The sequence below is a fragment of the Vibrio aphrogenes genome, assembly GCF_002157735.2.
Classification (GTDB): Bacteria; Pseudomonadota; Gammaproteobacteria; order Enterobacterales; family Vibrionaceae; genus Vibrio; species Vibrio aphrogenes.
Genome location: NZ_AP018690.1, coordinates 702,726 through 720,955, shown reverse-complemented (window position 1 = coordinate 720,955; position 18,230 = coordinate 702,726). Strand labels below are relative to the sequence as shown.

Sequence of the window (18,230 nt, the reverse complement as noted above, 5' to 3'; positions counted from 1 at the left end):
GGATTTTTTATATGGATATATTCAGTTCAAATAAAGTAAGCATTGATGTCTTGCACGGTGAAGTTTTTGTGGGCAGTGACCTACAATCGTTAAACCAAATATTTGGCTCTTATCAACTGGCTCCAAATGAAGTGTTATTAGCCAATCCTCATGCTAAATACACATTGACCGATTCTACAAATTCACCACAGGTTATTGAATCAAACTGTATTACGTGCATAACTTCCGATAATAATTCGTCATCCTCGCTTCATGAAATTGATCCAAATCTTGCTGTTAATATTAACGAGCTACAAAACTCCCCTTTGTCGATACAAGATATTGCGGTAATGCGTGCTCATGGCTTAGCTATTGAACAAGATAGTGATGAGCAAGAAGATGAGCAAGCACCAGAAGATGAAAACAACCAAGTGCAAAATGATGCCGGAACGCCGGTTGAAACGGCAACAACGGGCTTTGTTGCGGTAGATTACGATAATGATCAAATCCTGACTCATGCAGGGTTTACCACGGAAGGCTTTGAGATTGAATATCCTGAAGAGGATGATAGTTTTGCCGTTGTGAATGCACGAGGTGGGGCTCAAGCCTCAATGACCGTAGAAGAAGGCGATTTATCCATTATACAAACGTATAGCAATACGAGTTACCCTGTAAGTGAAAGTGTCAGCGTGTTAGTTAAAGCTGGTTCTTTCCCATTAATGGCTGATAGCTTTACTTTTGAACCTGCTCAATTGCAGTTATTGTTGGCTGAATTGAATCAAGAAATTACCTCTGGTGGCGAAAGCATTATTTTCACGTTTGATGAGGCTGAAAATGCCATTATTGGTACGTTAAACGGGGAGTGTGTGTTTTCTGCTCAGATATCAGCCTCCTCTGATAATAACCGTGATGTGACCGTCACTTTAACCACTACGGTTTATGGGCCGCTTGATCATTTATCGAATGGTAATACTTCAGGTTTAGTTTCTAACACTAACGACACCATTTTTATCAATACCAGTATTCAAGGCCAAGATCGCAATGGTAGCGAGCTTAATGATCCTATTACGATAGGGGTGTCCGTATTAGATGGTGATGATCCGAGCTTAGGTACTGATCCGGGGATTGTCATTGAAGAATTAGATGACCGCGGAGAAGCCAAAACAGGACAAGTCCCTTTAGATTTAGGTTCCGATGAAATTGCGTCGATTATTATCAATGATTATCAACCACAACTAGAAGGGTTAACCAGTCAAAGTTTTCCGACCTCATACGTGGTTGAAGGGTCATTATTAACGGTATATAACGTACTTCATGAAGTGATTTTTACCCTTGAAGTTTATAGCGATGGTTCTTATTCTGCAACCCTATTCCGGCCTTTTGACCAAGGGGGGGCAGAGCACTCGGATGCAGGCTTCTTCATTACCGCATTTGATAAAGATGGTGATTCAACACCAGGTGAAATCTTCATTCAGTTTAATGATGCGGATTTTCCAACCGGTGGAGAGCACGGGGAGTTTTCCGTTACCGAAGGTGATTTAGCTCCCGATAGCTACCCTGTTACAGGGAATGTCAAAATAGAAGTACACCCTGAATCTAATGATGCTATTGACCGACTTGAAGCCAATACCGTGCACTTTGATGAAACTCAGGTTGATGCATTGATTGCCGAGATGGAGCAAGAGTTAACGACTGCGAATGGCGATGGTATAACATTTTCACTTAGCGATGATGGAAAAACCATTTTGGGATACGCCGGTGATGAATTGGTCTTAAAAATTGAATTGAGTGCATTGCCGCATTTTTATGGTGTCGATGTTTTTGTAAAGTTAACTCAATATGCTCCGCTTGATCATAAGAGCAGTGGTAATAGCGAAGGATACATTACAGTGGATGGTGACGACATTACCATTCATGCTGAGCTTCAAATGAAGGATTCCGATGATTCGCTTTTAACTGAGCCAGTTACGGTCGATATTACTATTGTTGATGGTGACGTGCCTCAATTTTCAACCGATAGCGGGACCCTCATCAATGAAACGGATGACTTAGGTCAAGTCATTCATGGGGCGGTACCGTTAGATGTAGGCTCTGATGCCATTCAAACCATCACTTTTGATGCTGAGGCAGCCGCCGCTTTCGATGGGCTGACTTCAAATGGTCAACCTACAACTGTTGATATTAATGATAATGTATTGACCTTATTCAATAACGCCGATCCTGCAGAAGCACTTATTACGGTAACTATTAATCTTGATGGTAGTTATACGGTAACAATCACTGGGCCTATTGACCAATCTGACAGTGAAAATAGTCATTTTGAACTGCCTATTACGGCAACCGATAAAGACGGTGATGAAGCCGCTGGTACGGTCATTCTTGATATTACTGATGGAAGCAATGCTTCTGGTGCTGGGGTCGGAGTGGAGTTGGGTGTGATTGAAGGTGATTTGGCCAATGCCGACAGCACTGAGTATACCAATGCTCCAACCGATAATGACTTATTCACTTTAGTGGCCGTTAATGATGATTTAGTGGCCACCACGTTAGATATTGAACCGGCAGTTTGGAACACGCTTAAAACTGATTTAGAGAAATTAACGTCCGGTGATATTCCTCTTTCGGTGACTAAAGTTATCGACCCGGTGACAGGTGTTATCACGTTAACCGCCGTTGCTGGAGCAGTGACCGTCTTTACCTTAGTTCTCACTCCAACGGCTAATGCTCAAGATGATGGTAAATCTGGTGTGAATGTTCAGGTTGAGTTTACCCAGAATGCTCCGTTAGACCACGATAAAAACTTTACCAGTGATTTCATTGAATTCGAGCAAGCGCCTAATGGCTCGACAGCCGATAACATTCAAATCACAGTACCGGTACAAGTTCAAGATACGGACGGAGATTGGTTAACCGATGAAAATGGGCAATTAGCACCAGCTGATGTCACGGTGACGATTACTGACGGGGATAATCCCATTGTGGGTGATGATGCCATGTCATTTGTTGAAATTAATGGTCAATCTTCAGAACCACAACCAGGGGCTATTACGCTTGATGTAGGTAGTGACACCATAGATTTTCTGCAATTTGAACTGACAGTCGAACAACAAGCGGTATTGGATGGATTAACCTCCAATGGGTATGACACTCTAGTTTCTAATATTGATGGTGTTATTACGGTATATATTCCTGGCGTCGATGGTGCTGCAGATATTCCGGTTTTGGTGATTACGCTAAATAACGATGCCAAAGATGGCAGTTATACAGTTCAGCAACTTGAAGCCATTGACCAGCCTGCCAATGATACTACGACGATAGTGTTGGATGTTACGGCCACAGATAAAGACAGCGATGTGAGTAATGTGGGTGAAATTACACTTAATATTACCGATGGTGCCAATGCAACGGGTGGCTCTGCAACGATCACGATTACAGAACCCGATTTAGTCAATACCGATGGTGCTTCTGAATATCCATTAGTGGGCGATAGCGTAAGGTTAATTTTAGAAGCTGGTGTGGATCGTCTACTGCCTGAAAGTGTAGTGATTAATCCTGATCCTTTAGATCAGAGTTCAACGGGGCTCAATGCGTTTTTAGCCGAATTGTCGAATGAGTTAACTTCATCAGGACAAGAAATCACTTTCATTATCAACCCTCAAACTGGGGCTTTAGAAGGTCGATTGGATGGTGGTACGGGTGAGCTAATTTTAGAGCTGGTTCTGATTTCGACGCAAGGCGATGATGGCAATGTGAATGTCGACATGGTGATCACTCAACATGCTCCTCTAGATCATAATATAAATGGTAATCAAGAAGGCCTAGTTAAAACATGTGAAGGCAAGATTATTTTTGAAGTGCCAATTCAAGCGAAAGACAGTGATGGAGATTATTTAGAGTCGGCGAGTAGCGTGACGGTAACGATTAACGATGGCGATCTGCCAGTGTTAGGGAATTCTGAGACACTCGCTATCACCGAAGTTGAACCAGATCAACCGAGTCAAGGTTCGATTGACTTAGATGTCGGTAGTGATTTGATTGCTAGTGTAGAGTTTGCTTTAACGCAAGAGCAATTGGATGTGCTGAACGGGTTGATGTCGAATAATCAAGACACTAGTGTTCAGATAATCGATGGCCAAATTATTGTGTATATCCCAGCGGAGCCGGCTAATGATGATGGGACGTATACGGAAGGTGTTGATACGCCAGTTTTAATGATTGAGCTGAATAATCTTGAAAAAGATGGCACTTATAGCGTCACTCAATATGAGGCGATAGAACAGACTAATACCGCAAATAGTGGTGGAGAAAACGACCTCAAATTGAATGTGGTCGCGACTGATTTTGATGGCGATGCCAGTGAACCAGGTACAATTCATATCGTGATTAAGGATGGTTCTGACCCAAGTTTTGCCACGGATACGGGTATTGTTTTTGATGAAGATGCCGCAGCAGGTTCTAATGGGGCCGGTGTCACTAACTCTGGTGGTCAAGTGGTATTGACGGTCGGCAGTGATGATATTGAATCCATTAAATTTGATGCTGACCAGCCGACATTTGATACTTTGACTTCCAATGGTGTGGCGACCACTTTTCATATCAGTGAGGATGGTACAACTCTGACAGTGTACGAAGTGGGAGGCAGTATCAATGACCCTATTATGGTGGTTAGCTTAGATGATCTTGAAGGAAATTATACGGTTGTCTTATATAAGCCTTTAGATCAAATTGCGGATTCGGATGAAAGTATTCTCAATATTGGTATTACCGCCACAGATACCGATGATGATACCGCACCGGGTACTATTGTGATCACAGTTCAAGATGGGACTAACGCCTCTGGATCCGGTGTTGATGCCACCTTGTCGGTAACAGAGGGTGACCTTAATGACCCTAATGGGATAATCTACCCCGGCACAGCGCCTATGTCGGAGGGGGCATTTACTATACCTGCTGTTGACGATGCGCTTGATCCAAAAACCTTGCGACTAGAAGAAGGGGTATGGGCAGCTTTACAAGCCGATCTTCAAAGTCTAATGTCCAATGGCGAGTATCTTGAAGTCTCTGAACCAACCATTGTCGATGGTGTGATCACGATTACGGCAACTGCCAATGGCCAAGATGTCTTTACTATCGTCTTGACGCCTAAGAGTGTTGATGGTGATGTGGAAGTGTCGATGTCCATCACTCAACACGGCCCGTTAGATCATGAGAATGTGACAGACAGCGACTATATCTCATTTACTCCGGCCGCTGATGGAGCGACCAACGATCAAATTCACATTACTATTCCGGTACAAATTGATGATACCGATGGCGACCCTTTAACCAATTCTAATGGTGATTCTGATCCTGTTAACGTGGTAGTGACCATTGAAGATGGTGCAGATCCGGTCTTTAAGACTCCAAGCCAAGAAACTGTGATTAATGAAGATCAAAGTGGTAGCGGACTTATCTCTGAAGGAAAAACGTTAGATCTTGATGCCAATAGTGATGCCATTGAGTCAATTACATTCGCTCTTACCGACGCTCAACTTCAAGTCTTATATGACATTACCTCTAATGGTATGGAAACCCGTGTTGACCTCGGAGTTGATGGCCGGATTTATGTGTTTGTTCCCGCTGAATTTTCTGGTGTGGATAAACCTGTTTTAGAAATTATTTTTGATAACGACGCTAAAGATGGCAGTTACACCATTCAACAATATCAGCCTATAGATCAGCCTGCCGATGATTCTTTAACAATCGATTTAGATGTGATTGCCACCGATATGGATGGTGATACTGGCAAAGGCAGTATTACGATTGTGATTAATGATGGTGCTGATCCTAATACGTTAGATGATACTGTCGCCATCGGAGTGATTGAAGGAAATCTCAATGACAATGGCGAGAGTTTGATTTATCCCAGTGATATATCTGCCGACATTAAGTTCGATATTCCGGCTGCAAATGATTATCTTGACCCATCTTCATTGATCATCTCTGATTATGATGATTTTAAAGCTGCGTTTGATGATTTGGGTTTAACGTCTAACGGTCGTGATGTTGTTATTGATGATAATTTAATCGTTGATGCTAATGGAATTATCACCATTACAGGCATCGACCCAGAAACTGGAGACATCATATTTACTATCACATTAACGCCAATATTAAAGTTAGATGGTAGTGTTGAGGTTACTGTGGTTTTACTGCAAAAAGAACCTCTTGATCATACCGTTTCAGACGATATTTCTTTCAATGTGCCTATTCAGATTGCCGATAGTGATGGAGATCAACTTGTTAATGGGCAGGGTGATTTAGCTCCTATTGAGATTACAGTGACATTTACCGATGGTGCGTCACCCGTATTGTCTAACAGTTCAGTTAGTTTCATGGAAGCTGATGAAAGTGCTACCGATCCACAAATTTATCAAGGTCAAATTTCAATAGATATTGGTAGTGATTCTATCGCTAAAATTGAGTTTGTCTCTAGTAATAGTACAAACATCACAACAGAGCTCACATCAAATGGTCAACCGGTTTTAATGGATGATGCTACGATGGGGATTATTCGTTATTATTATATTGATAATAATTCTGGTGAGCAGGTTAACGTTCTCGTTGTTAGCTTAGTCGAGACGGATGGTGTGTATGATGGATCTTATACCGTTTCACAATATCAACCGTTTGATCAAAGTGATGTTGATGGCGATGTAGTAAGCATCACTTTAGAGGTTGTAGCGACTGATCATGATGGTGACCCTAGTGAGAATGCAACCATCACTATCAATATTACAGATGGTGCGGATCCTATATTTGTCGATGATACTTCCGGTATCATCCTAAATGAATCAACCGATAGTGGAGTGACAAATTCTACAGGTAAAGTAGATGTGACAACAGGTTCCGATAATGTGAATACTATTCAATTTGCCGATGATCTGTTAGATGCAGAAACGGGGAATCTTGTTGATCTCATTTTGACGTCAAATGGCGAAGCGACAAGTTGGGTGATTACGGATTACAGTGCTATTTTGTATGCTCAAGATGGTACGACGGAATTAATCGTTGTGACTTTGGATGATAGCGGAGCTTATTCTGTCACCGTTCATGGGCCAATTGATCAGTTGGACAGTGAATCTACAGTCATTGAACTTGGATTAGTTGCTACTGATTCTGATTTAGATACTGCTGACGGCTCATTAATCTTTACGGTTACCGATGGAGCCAATGCGGCAGGCGGGCAAACTGGTTCAGTGTCCATTACCGAAAGCATCCTGCCTGGTGCTGATCTTCCTTATGAGACTCCTCCAACTAATACTTCGGATGCAATCACAGTTGACGCAGGCGTTGAGCGTTTAGATCCTTCTACGGTTCAAATTGCCAAAAAAGATCTCGATATTTTAATTAAGGAGTTGGAGACAGATTTAACCTCTAGTGGTTTGCCGATTGTATTTTCTTATGATGCTGCAACTGCCACGTTAACGGGTATGGTCAACGGTGAAGTCGCGTTAGAGATTCAATTAAGTGCGACTCAAAATAGTGATGGTCAAGGAGTTGATATTGCCTTGTCAGTAACTCAATACCTCCCACTGGATCATGATCATGATGACAGTGGCGCAAACACATCAGGTTTGGTGACGATCAATGACTCTGAAATTCATATCAAGGTACCAGTACAGGTACAAGATAGTGATGGAGATTATTTAGACGTGCCAGTCAATATTGACGTACAAATTAATGACGGTAACGACCCATCATTTAATGTCGATTCTGGTGTCAGTGTAGATGAAAGTGCGATTAATGCGGGAGGGGGTAACCATCAAGGCTCAGACCCAGATAGCACAACAGAGAGTGCCAGTGGTCAAATTACGATTGTATTAGGTAGTGATAATATTGATACCTTCAAAATCGATGCAACAGAATTTTCCAATTTGAATCCGGGCCTGACTTCTCAAGGTGTAAAAGTCGAATTAGTTGAAAATGCCGACGGTACCTTCAGTGGCATGGCGGGCGATCGTGAAGTGTTCAAAGTCACGTTTAAGCCAAATGGTGAATATACCTTTGAAATTACAGGTGGACTCGATCATCAAAAGCCAAGTCACGATACCTCTTTAGATATTCAATTACCCATTTATGCGGTAGATAAAGACGGAGATAGGGTTCCAAGCTCGGATGATTCTACAGATTATAATTCTACCAATACGATCACGGTGACAGTTAACGATGATGTCCCTCATCTTTCTGATGCAGATATTACTTTGGCTGAAGGTGAAACGGATGTTGTTGTTATCTTGCCTGAAAATGAAGGGGCGGATGGTATTTCAGCCTTATATTTAACGTTTATTGATGGAAGTGATGGAACGAACCCGGTTCCTCATCAAGCTCCATTTACTGATATTGATATTTACGATGCTGATGATGGTGGACAGCTTCTTGGTAAGCTTAGTGTGGATATCAACGGTCATGTGACATTTATTGCTAATGATAATTTAAATAACGACAATGTAGAATTATCTACAGATATTGGCGTTCGAGTGGTTGATAAAGACGGGGATGAAGATACCTCAACCGTGACATTGAATTTGACTGACCAAGACCCTGAGTTCATTTTCCCTAATCCAACTCATGGTCAAGAGGAAGATGGTCAAGAGCTTGTTGATGGTTTAGATGAATTTGATAATACCGATGGTACAGAACATTCATCTAATGGAATCCTTGTCTCGATAGAGATTGATTTAGGTGATGTCGATAGGCAAGAAAGCCTAGTTGAAGATTCATTAATTATTACCGTGCCAGAGGGAACCGAAGGTAATTTTTATTATGACGGTAATCTAATCGTCATTGTTGATGGCAAAGTTATTATTCCAAGTGCAGCGATTTCAACCACTGGGAATATCGTGTCGGTTTCCGGTGTGACCTTTGTGCCTAATGAGGATTATTCGACCGAAGGGATTACTTTCACTGTTAACGCCACCATTTCACGGGACGATAATTCATTACAAGATATCACTGGTGAACTGAATATTTCAGTTGATGGCATTGCGGATATTCCTAGTTGGGATACTACCGAAGGAACGGGCACTCAAACCGAATACATCGGTACTGAAGATAATGACATTGCGATTGATAAACTTGTCGCTAACCTGAATGATAATGATGGCTCTGAAACCCTATATTATATTGTACAAATTGCGGTGGATTATACAGGAACCTTAAATGGAACAGGCTTAGAAGCCATTACGCTTGAGGATGGAACTACGGCTTATCGCATTTCAGTGGATAATATCAGCAGTTTAACCGTCACACCGGATAAAGATTTTAGTGGTGATATCCATATCAATGCTTGGGCGCAAAGTGAGGAGCAAGCACCATTTGTCGATGGAAAAGAAACGGCACTTTCCGAGAAGCTTGATATCGTTGTACGAGTGCAACCTGATGCTGATGAAGACCTAACTCTGAAAGTCAGCCGTGTTGAGTCGGAGGAAGACGTTGCAATTAGTCTCGTTAATCTGATCACACTCAACCATCCTTCTGATAATTCCGATGATTCTGAAACCTTATATGTTCGTTTAAGTAATCTACCAACGGGGGCTGTGCTCCTATTGAATGGAGAAGCGGTCACACTTGCAGACGATGGCAGCTATGAAATTTTATATAGTGAGTTGAAAAACTTAGTCTTAATGCCACCACCGGATGCCAGTGGCGATTTCACGTTAACGGTCGAAGGGGTCGTAAAAGATATTACCACTTATGATAGTAGTACTTCCGCAAGTACTAGCGATGAATATATTACTGAGAGTAAAGACATCAATATTTCGGTGAAAGGGGTTGCAGATTCGCCGACGATTGTGATTGATGATGGAAGTGATTGGACGTTAATTAACTATGATGAAGATACAAATACTAGTGATGGTGTCGAAATTACTATTCCGGAAGATAGTTCGGCACCATTTAATTTCCATATTAATTCAGGCGAAGTAAATGCCTTACCTGGTGATAACTCTGAAACCTTAACGGTGGTGATTTCTGGCATACCAGAAGGGGTGACCATCTTTAGTAATGGTAACCCAGTGGAAGTAACGTATGTCGGTCAAGACACTAATGGCCGTCCTATGTATCAAGTTGAACTAGATAGCCTGGATAATATTCATGTACAACCGCCATTAAACAGTACGGAAGATATTGAACTGACCGCAACGATTGTCGTCACAGAAGAAGATGGTGATAGCGCGGTTTTCGAAAAAGATATTGTGATTCATGTTGAGCCTGTGATTGATTTAGATTCAGCCTATAACACCACATCAAATGGTATTGAAGATGAATTAGTGACCTTAAATTGGGCCCCGACCTTTACCGATAATCAAGAATATGTAACGGCTTTAACGCTTTCTTTACCAGACGGAATGGATGCGGAAGGCTATGCTATTTTTATCGTTACTAGCGACGGTACTCAGACGCAAGTTTTCTTTGATGCGAATGGAGATTTAAATCTTGATGCTTATGTCGGAAAGGATGGTGAACTCAATAACGGTGCGGAATTAAAAATTCAGATGCCTGAAAACTCCGATACGGACTTTACTTTAACGACCAATATTACCGTTCAGCAAGATGATGCAGATGTAGTGGACCCAGAAGATTCAGCAATAAAAACTGATATTACAGGCACTTTAAGTGTAGATGTCAAAGCTAAAGTGGAAGAAGCTGGTGACCCATATACCTCCGAAACGGGGGCAGGCAAGATTGTGATCAGTTCCGGTCTTGATGAAGATGGTGACGGTATTATTGATGATCTCGGCACAGTCTTGTGTGATTCTGACGGTGTGGTCGATTTAAGTACTGATGGGGTTGGTACCATCATGTTTGCTGAAAATGATTTCTCCAGTGAAGAAGTCATTGTTGAATTGGTCTTAGACTTCTCTGCGATTAATTTGCCTGAGGGACAAGGCTTTGTGGTCTTTGGTGCGGTAAATAATGGTGATGGTAGTTGGACGGTTAAGGATGGCAATTTAGCTAATATTCAAATTCAAGCTCCGGCGGGTTTTACTGATACCGTGAATGTCAAAGTGGTCGCTAAAGTCGTGGATCTAGGTGATAACGGTGAAGGTGATGTGAGTGATGAGGCGGTGAGAGAAGGAGAGATCGTATTAGATTTTAGCCCTAATACCAATACGAACTTAGACTTGGCCGCAGATATTATCGTCACAGATACTGTGGTAAGCGGAGTAGAAGATGAGGGTATTGATCTTGGTTCTCAAATCATGAATAACAACAGTATTTTTGTCTCAACTGACGATCTTACCGGTGATGGAGAGAATGAAATACCAAATGATACGATGACCTTGGTTATTGACTCTGCCGATTTACCAGAAGGTACTATTATTATTGGCGCTGAATATGATTTTGAAACTGGTCAATATATTTATGAAGCAACGGTCAATCTTGATGGTAGCGTCAATATCAGTGGTTTGGATTTAATTCCACCGGAGGATTTTGCTGGTGATTTCCAATTCCCAATCAAATATGTCAATACTGATCAAAAAAGTGGCGATGTTAACGAAGCGACTCAAACCATTATCGTCAATGTTTCTCCTGTGGTGGATTCCGGTGCGAGTTTAGATTTAGGTATTGAAAGCCAAGGTTTAGATAGCGATAAGCAACCGATTGATGACTCGGGGAACCCTGAGACGATTTATGACGGAGTTGCCTATGAAGATGCCACCATCGTATTAGATTTCTCTCAAGTAACCTTTGGCGATACACGTAATACGGTAGAAGAAGGTATTGAAAGCATTCATTCAATGACCATTAAAGTAGATCCTAGTAAAGGTTTCTTCGTTGATTCTGAAGGTAAGTTGGTTAGCGAAATAACACTGGGTCCAGGTGAATATTCTGGAGTTCAGTTTATTCCTAATGAAGATTACAGTGGCCCGGTTGACTTTACGTTGAGTGGAGAAATTATTGATACCGCTACCTATGACCTTGATGGTAATAGAATCGAAACCGATACGAAAGTGGTTGATGGCATTATTGTCAGTATTGACGTGATCGCCGTTAATGATGATGTGTTAGTTGAGTCAAGTGATGGTAGCAATATCATACAAGGTGAAGAAGATGAGGAAGGCGGAATTTCTTTAGCAGAAGGTACGGTTACACTGCAAGATATTGATGGATCTGAAGAAATTGTCTCCATTATTTTGACTGGAATACCGGAAGGGTTTGTGGTTAAAGGGGCGGCAAACAACGGCGATGGAACGTGGACGATTACCGGAGCCGCAGGCCAGCAATCTTTTAGCTTCGAGGGTTTAAGTCTCGTCCCACCGAAAAACTTCAGTGGCACCATTGAAGTCGGTGTCACTATTTATACCAAAGAAAAATCGTTAGATGAGATTGCAAGTTTCGAGAAAACGATAGTCGTGGAAGTGCTTCCTGTGGGCGATGAGATTGACACTGATGTTATCACTACTGCGTCAGGAACAGAAAATGAAGACATTATCTTGGAACTAGATATTACTACGGTTGATAGTCATTATTCGTATGACCCTGATGGCTATGGAGCAGGTGCTAAGGACGCTTCTATCCATGAGAACCCACCAGAAACAATTCAAGTGACCATCAGTAATGTACCTGATGGGGCAAGTTTTAGACTGCCGGAAGGGGTTGAGGGTAGCGTAATCGATAACGGCAATGGCACTTGGGTTATTACTACCGATTCTGGCGCATTGGATAATATTATTTTTAATCCTGGAGATGCCAATAATACCAATTGGGATGGACAATTAGCGTTAGATATCCGCAGTGTCGATAACGGAGTCCCAGCAGATGATACTTTAGCCATTGATACGGTTATTAATGTTGATGTTGCCCCCGTCAACGATGCACCCGAATTAACCATAGCGGATAGTGATTTAGATGCCGTGGCCAATGAGGAAATCACCATCACAGGATTATCGATTAAAGATGTTGATGTGAACGATACGGTAGGTGGTCAAATGACCGTGAAATTAACATCTGATGATGGTGTGCTATCGGTACCAGATGCTTATGCTGGCTCGGTGACAATAGAAGGTGATGATTCAGGAAACTTGATTTTAACCGGTAGCTTAGAGGCGATTAATGACCTTCTTGCGGCTGGAATTAATTTTGTTGCCGATGAGGAATTTTCTGGAGAAACCTCAATTTCGGTGACTGTGAGCGATAATGGCAATACGGGAGCGGGAGGCGAGTTGACCGATAATGGCAGTATTTCGGTGAATGTGTCTGCAGCGCCATCTTCCATGATGGCAAGTAGCTTTGCGTTAAGTTCAATGCGACCGGTACCTAATATCGCGGCAACCGCAGCTCAGTTAGCCTTGATACCGTTACTAGGGTTGCTCGGAGAAGATATTCAAGCCTTAGAGCTGGATCATATTCAAATTAATAATCTTGATTCCGGTAGAGTAGTTAACTCAGCAGGTGAGCCGCTTGGTGAGCCGCAAGAAGATGGCTCTTGGATCATTGCGGCACAAGACCTCGATGATGCTTATTTAACGGAAATGGCCGAAGGTGAGCATAACCTAGATATTGTCTCTGTGCCTAAAGAGAGTGCAGATCGAGAAGTAACCATCGAACCTCAATCAACTAAGGTTGACGTGACGATAGAGCCTGATTCAAGTACGACTCTAGAGGCGAAAGAATCGACTCAACAGTCACTGATTGTTGGGGATGATGATGGTGAAACACTAATTGGTACGTCTGGACACGATATTTTAATTGGTGGAGCGGGAGACGATGTTCTTGTCGGCGGTGCAGGTGAGGATATTTTAACTGGTGGAGCTGGAAATGATGAGCTATGGGGTGGTGAACGCTATGGTACAGGAGATGGTGAAACCGATATCTTTGTGTGGCATGCCAATGATTTGAGCGCCGATAATGTTCCTACGGTTGATATCATTAAAGACTTTGAGTTGAATATTGACCAAATTGATATAAGAGAGTTATTAACGGATGCGGAAGCTAACGGCATTCACATGGATGACTTATTGGCCGGAGTACAAGCTTCAGAGCAAGATGGTAAAATAAATCTAACGGTAAACTCTGATAAGGGCAAAGAACAAGTGATTGTGCTTGATAATATCAATACTGGAGCTCTAGGCTTAGATTCTAGCGCCAGTTCGCATGATATTTTGTCTAACCTATATCAACAGCATAATGCCTTTACGGTCGATCACTAATGAGATGAGTTCATAGACTCAGCTTAATCTAAATGCCTCTGATAGTATTCAGGGCATTTTTATTTTTTATGCACGATTATTGTGCAAAATAATTTCAGAGTCGTGGGTGAGGATTAATAAATACTATAAAACAATTGGTTAAAATAAATAATTTATTGGCATAGTTTTCGCTTAATTACAGGTAATGAATAACATCAGCTATTCAGAAAACCTGATTCGCACCAGGCAAAGACGCCTCTTAGATTCGTGATCACTGCGGTGAAAACAGTCTAAGAGGCGTTTTTCGTTTAGATGCATTATTCATTTAGAAGCATTATCGCCAATCCATTGTTCTGAATAAGAAAAGGGAAGCTGATGGTAAAAGAATGCCTTCAATTATGTTTATATTGCTAATGTGTAAGGAAAGCCTGTGTGGTGTCACCTTAGCCCGGTAAATAAATCGCTCCTAATACCGCAAGACGGGTAGCGCCAGTGGCTGCCGGTAAGTTACCCGGTAGATTGTGCATGGTTTGATGGGCGAGCCAAGCAAAGGCCATCGCTTCCATGTAATCCGAATCAATGCCGTATTTTAAGGTATTGCCAAGCTGCCATTCCGGCAATAAATCTTGCATTCTTGCCATTAATAATGGGTTTTGTGCTCCGCCGCCACAGACCAATAATTCATTCTCAGTATTATTTTGGGTTAACCCTTTCACTTGTTCAGCAATTGTGAGCGCCGTAAATTCTGCCAGTGTGGCTAATACATCTTCTGGCAGCAAAGTAAAACCAGAGAGGTGCTGTTCCAACCAAGGCAGATTAAACAGCTCTCTTCCCGTACTTTTGGGCGCCGGTAGTTGCAGATAATCTTCTGCCAATAAGCGTTGTAATAATGCGTGATTGACCTTGCCTGAACGGGCAATCTTGGCATCTTTATCGTATGGTTTTCCAAATTCTTTCTGCATCCAAGCATCCATTAACATATTGCCAGGGCCGGTGTCATACCCAGAAGTTTGGTCGCCATTAATGATAGAAATATTGGCAATGCCGCCGATATTTAAAATCACAATGTTATTTTCAAGGTGATCAAAGAGTGCTTTATGAAAAGCGGGGACTAACGGTGCGCCTTGGCCTCCTAACGCCATGTCTTTGCGGCGGAAATCTGCCACGGTAGTAATGTCCGTTTGCGCCGCAATGATGTTCGCATCACCGATTTGCATGGTGAAAGGGTAAGTGGAATCTGGCGCATGAAAAACGGTCTGTCCATGGCTGCCAATCGCGGTAATGGTGCTACGGTCAAGAGAGTTTTTGTTAATGAGTTGCTCTACAGCATCAGCAAACACTTTACCCAGACGATGATCAATTTCACCGATGTTAACCAGCGTGGTTTGTTGACCAATACATACATCCAATACGTCTTGTTTCAAGTCGGCAGGGATAGCAAAAAAATCTTGTGCCAGAAGTTGAATCGACTGTCCGTCGGTTTCTACTAAAGCGGTATCGACGCCATCTAAACTGGTGCCAGACATGATGCCAATATACTTTTCCATCGCTAACCTCTTGTACTGTGACTGAATGTTGAATACGCGTTATTTTTAACAGACTTGAGTTTTAAAGATATCGCATTAGTGACAAAATAGGGCAAAATATTTTTAATATAATGAATACGTTAAAAGGAAAACGCTATGGGCCCGTTGTGGTTAGATGTTGCCGGTTATGAATTAGAGGCCGAAGATAAAGAAATTTTAGCCCACCCAACCGTTGGGGGGGTGATTCTATTTGCCCGTAACTATCATGATAATAAGCAGCTTATAGCGCTCAATCAGGCGATTCGTAAAGCGGCGAAGCGTCCCATTTTGATTGGTGTGGATCAAGAAGGGGGCCGCGTGCAGCGTTTCCGTGATGGGTTTACCAAAATCCCACCGGCGCAAGCTTATGCTCAAATGCAAGATGGGGTAGAAGCGGCTGAACTTGGTGGCTGGTTGATGGCAGCCGAGCTCATTGCCCATGATATTGATTTGAGTTTTGCTCCGGTACTCGATCAATCCTTCCAATGTAAAGCCATTGGCAGCCGTGCATTTGGTGATGACCTTAATACCATTTTGACTTACAGCACCGCCTACATGAAAGGGATGAAACAAGTGGGCATGGCGACGACGGGTAAGCATTTTCCTGGTCATGGTGGGGTGGTGGTAGATTCACATTATGAAACGCCATTTGATGCTCGCCAGGACATTTTCGAAAAGGATATGGCTATTTTCAAAGCGCAAATTGAGGCAGGGATCTTGGATGCGATGATGCCCGCGCACGTAGTGTACCCACATTATGATGACCAGCCAGCGAGTGGCTCTGAATATTGGCTTAAAGAGGTATTACGTAACCAATTAGGCTTTAAAGGTATCGTATTTTCTGATGATTTAAACATGGAAGGGGCGGCCATTATGGGTGGACCAGCTGAACGTTCGCTTAAATCGATGCAATCAGGCTGCGATATGGTATTGATGTGCAATAACCGAACATCGGCAGTGCAAGTATTGGATAACCTGCCGATTGTTGACGTGCCAAAAGCAATGAACTTATTGAAAAAACAAACGTTTAGTTTAAGTGATTTACAGTCAGATCAACGATGGAAACAGGCTAATACGTTGATGAACCAGTATTGGGATCAACAATAAACGCGCCTTTATCTGAAATATTTTATTACATTTATGAAGTGATGGGGGTTGCTTTTCATCACTTCTACTGTAGAATCCGCCCTCAATTTTATAGAACACCTTCGTATAATTCTGCTAATTGAACTTTTTGGTCTATGATCAAAAGAGTTTTAGGTGCGGGAGTCTCTACCAGAAACCTCATATTTCTGATTACGAAGAGAAGCGTAAAACCGTTTTCTCTTTGTATCGCTACACTTTAATTTATCTTTTTCCTTTTCGGTCTTGTTTGTCCGAAGCGGGATGAGCATATCAAAGAAAAATCGTTGCGCATTCATTTAATTTTTACGAAGGATAAACAAATGAATTCACAAATGATGACTTATATCCAAGGCTTACCGAAAGTTGAGCTACACCTGCATATTGAAGGTTCATTAGAGCCCGATCTGATGTTTGAGCTAGCGAAACGTAACCAAGTGAGTATCCCATTTAACTCACCTGAAGAAGTGCAAGCGGCTTATCAATTCGAAGATTTACAATCATTTCTTGATATCTACTATCAAGGTGCCAACGTTTTAATCAATGAACAAGACTTTTTTGATTTAACATGGGCCTACCTATTGCGCTGCCAACAAGACAACGTGATTCATACTGAGATTTTCTTTGATCCACAAACTCACACTGCACGTGGTATTGCATTTGATACTGTGATCAACGGTATTGATAAAGCATTGCAAAAAGGCCGTGAAGAGTTAGGTATTTCTAGCCAAATCATCATGTGTTTCTTGCGCCACCTAGATCAAGACAGCGCCTTTGAAACTTTACGCCAAGCACTACCATACAAAGATAAAATTATCGGTGTAGGTTTAGATTCTTCAGAGAGTGGTCACCCACCAGAAAAATTCCAGCAAGTATTTGAAGAAGCGATTAAACATGGCTTCTTAACTGTTGCACATGCGGGTGAAGAAGGCCCAGCTGAGAATATTCATAATGCAATGAAATTACTTGGTGTGGCTCGTGTTGATCACGGTGTGCGTTGTGTGGAAGATGAACAATTGGTTGAACAATTAATTCAAGACCGCACACCTTTAACTGTATGTCCTTTATCTAACATTAAGTTAAAAGTGTTCCAAGACATGGCGGATCATAATATCGCCGATCTCTTACGTCGTGGTTTATGCGTCACCATCAACTCTGATGATCCGGCCTACTTCGGTGGTTATATGACGGATAACTTTGTCGCAGTGGCTGAAGCGCTACCAATGACCAATGAAGAACTAAAAGCTTTCACACTCAATGCGATTGAAGCGAGCTTTATTAGTGAAGAAGAAAAACAACGCCTAGTGGCGAAAGTTGATCAATTTTGTGCGTCAGTTTAACGCTAGATTGACCTTTTAAGATCCATTTTTATTCATTGTATTTTGCCCTT

At 42.1% G+C, this 18,230-nt stretch carries 4 protein-coding genes and 1 riboswitch; of the genes, 3 read left to right on the top strand and 1 reads right to left on the bottom strand.

What is annotated here, in order from left to right; translation table 11 throughout:
• Positions 1-11: 11 nt before the first annotated feature.
• A complete protein-coding gene (locus tag VCA1004_RS14410) occupies positions 12-14,174 on the top strand; it encodes a T1SS-143 repeat domain-containing protein (protein ID WP_086981129.1) in 14,163 nt (4,720 codons plus the stop codon).
• A 422-nt stretch (positions 14,175-14,596) separates the two neighbouring features.
• Here the strand turns inward: VCA1004_RS14410 and VCA1004_RS14405 are convergent, their stop codons facing one another.
• Complete coding sequence (locus VCA1004_RS14405) at positions 14,597-15,700, bottom strand: anhydro-N-acetylmuramic acid kinase (RefSeq protein WP_086981128.1); 1,104 nt, start codon at positions 15,698-15,700, stop codon at positions 14,597-14,599.
• Positions 15,701-15,835: 135 nt separating this feature from the next.
• Here VCA1004_RS14405 and nagZ point away from each other — a divergent pair, with 135 nt between their 5' ends.
• Complete coding sequence (gene nagZ / locus VCA1004_RS14400) at positions 15,836-16,825, top strand: beta-N-acetylhexosaminidase (protein WP_086981127.1); 990 nt, start codon at positions 15,836-15,838, stop codon at positions 16,823-16,825.
• A gap of 81 nt (positions 16,826-16,906) precedes the next feature.
• A riboswitch (purine riboswitch) is annotated at positions 16,907-17,037 on the top strand.
• Positions 17,038-17,175: 138 nt separating this feature from the next.
• Complete coding sequence (locus VCA1004_RS14395; RefSeq protein ID WP_086981399.1) at positions 17,176-18,180, top strand: adenosine deaminase; 1,005 nt, start codon at positions 17,176-17,178, stop codon at positions 18,178-18,180.
• Positions 18,181-18,230: the final 50 nt, after the last annotated feature.

Coding starts and splice junctions, on each gene's coding strand:
- VCA1004_RS14410 (WP_086981129.1), top strand. CDS start 12: ATGGATATATTCAGTTCAAATAAAGTAAGCATTGATGTCTTGCACGGT.
- VCA1004_RS14405 (WP_086981128.1), bottom strand. CDS start 15,700: ATGGAAAAGTATATTGGCATCATGTCTGGCACCAGTTTAGATGGCGTC.
- nagZ (WP_086981127.1), top strand. CDS start 15,836: ATGGGCCCGTTGTGGTTAGATGTTGCCGGTTATGAATTAGAGGCCGAA.
- VCA1004_RS14395 (WP_086981399.1), top strand. CDS start 17,176: ATGATGACTTATATCCAAGGCTTACCGAAAGTTGAGCTACACCTGCAT.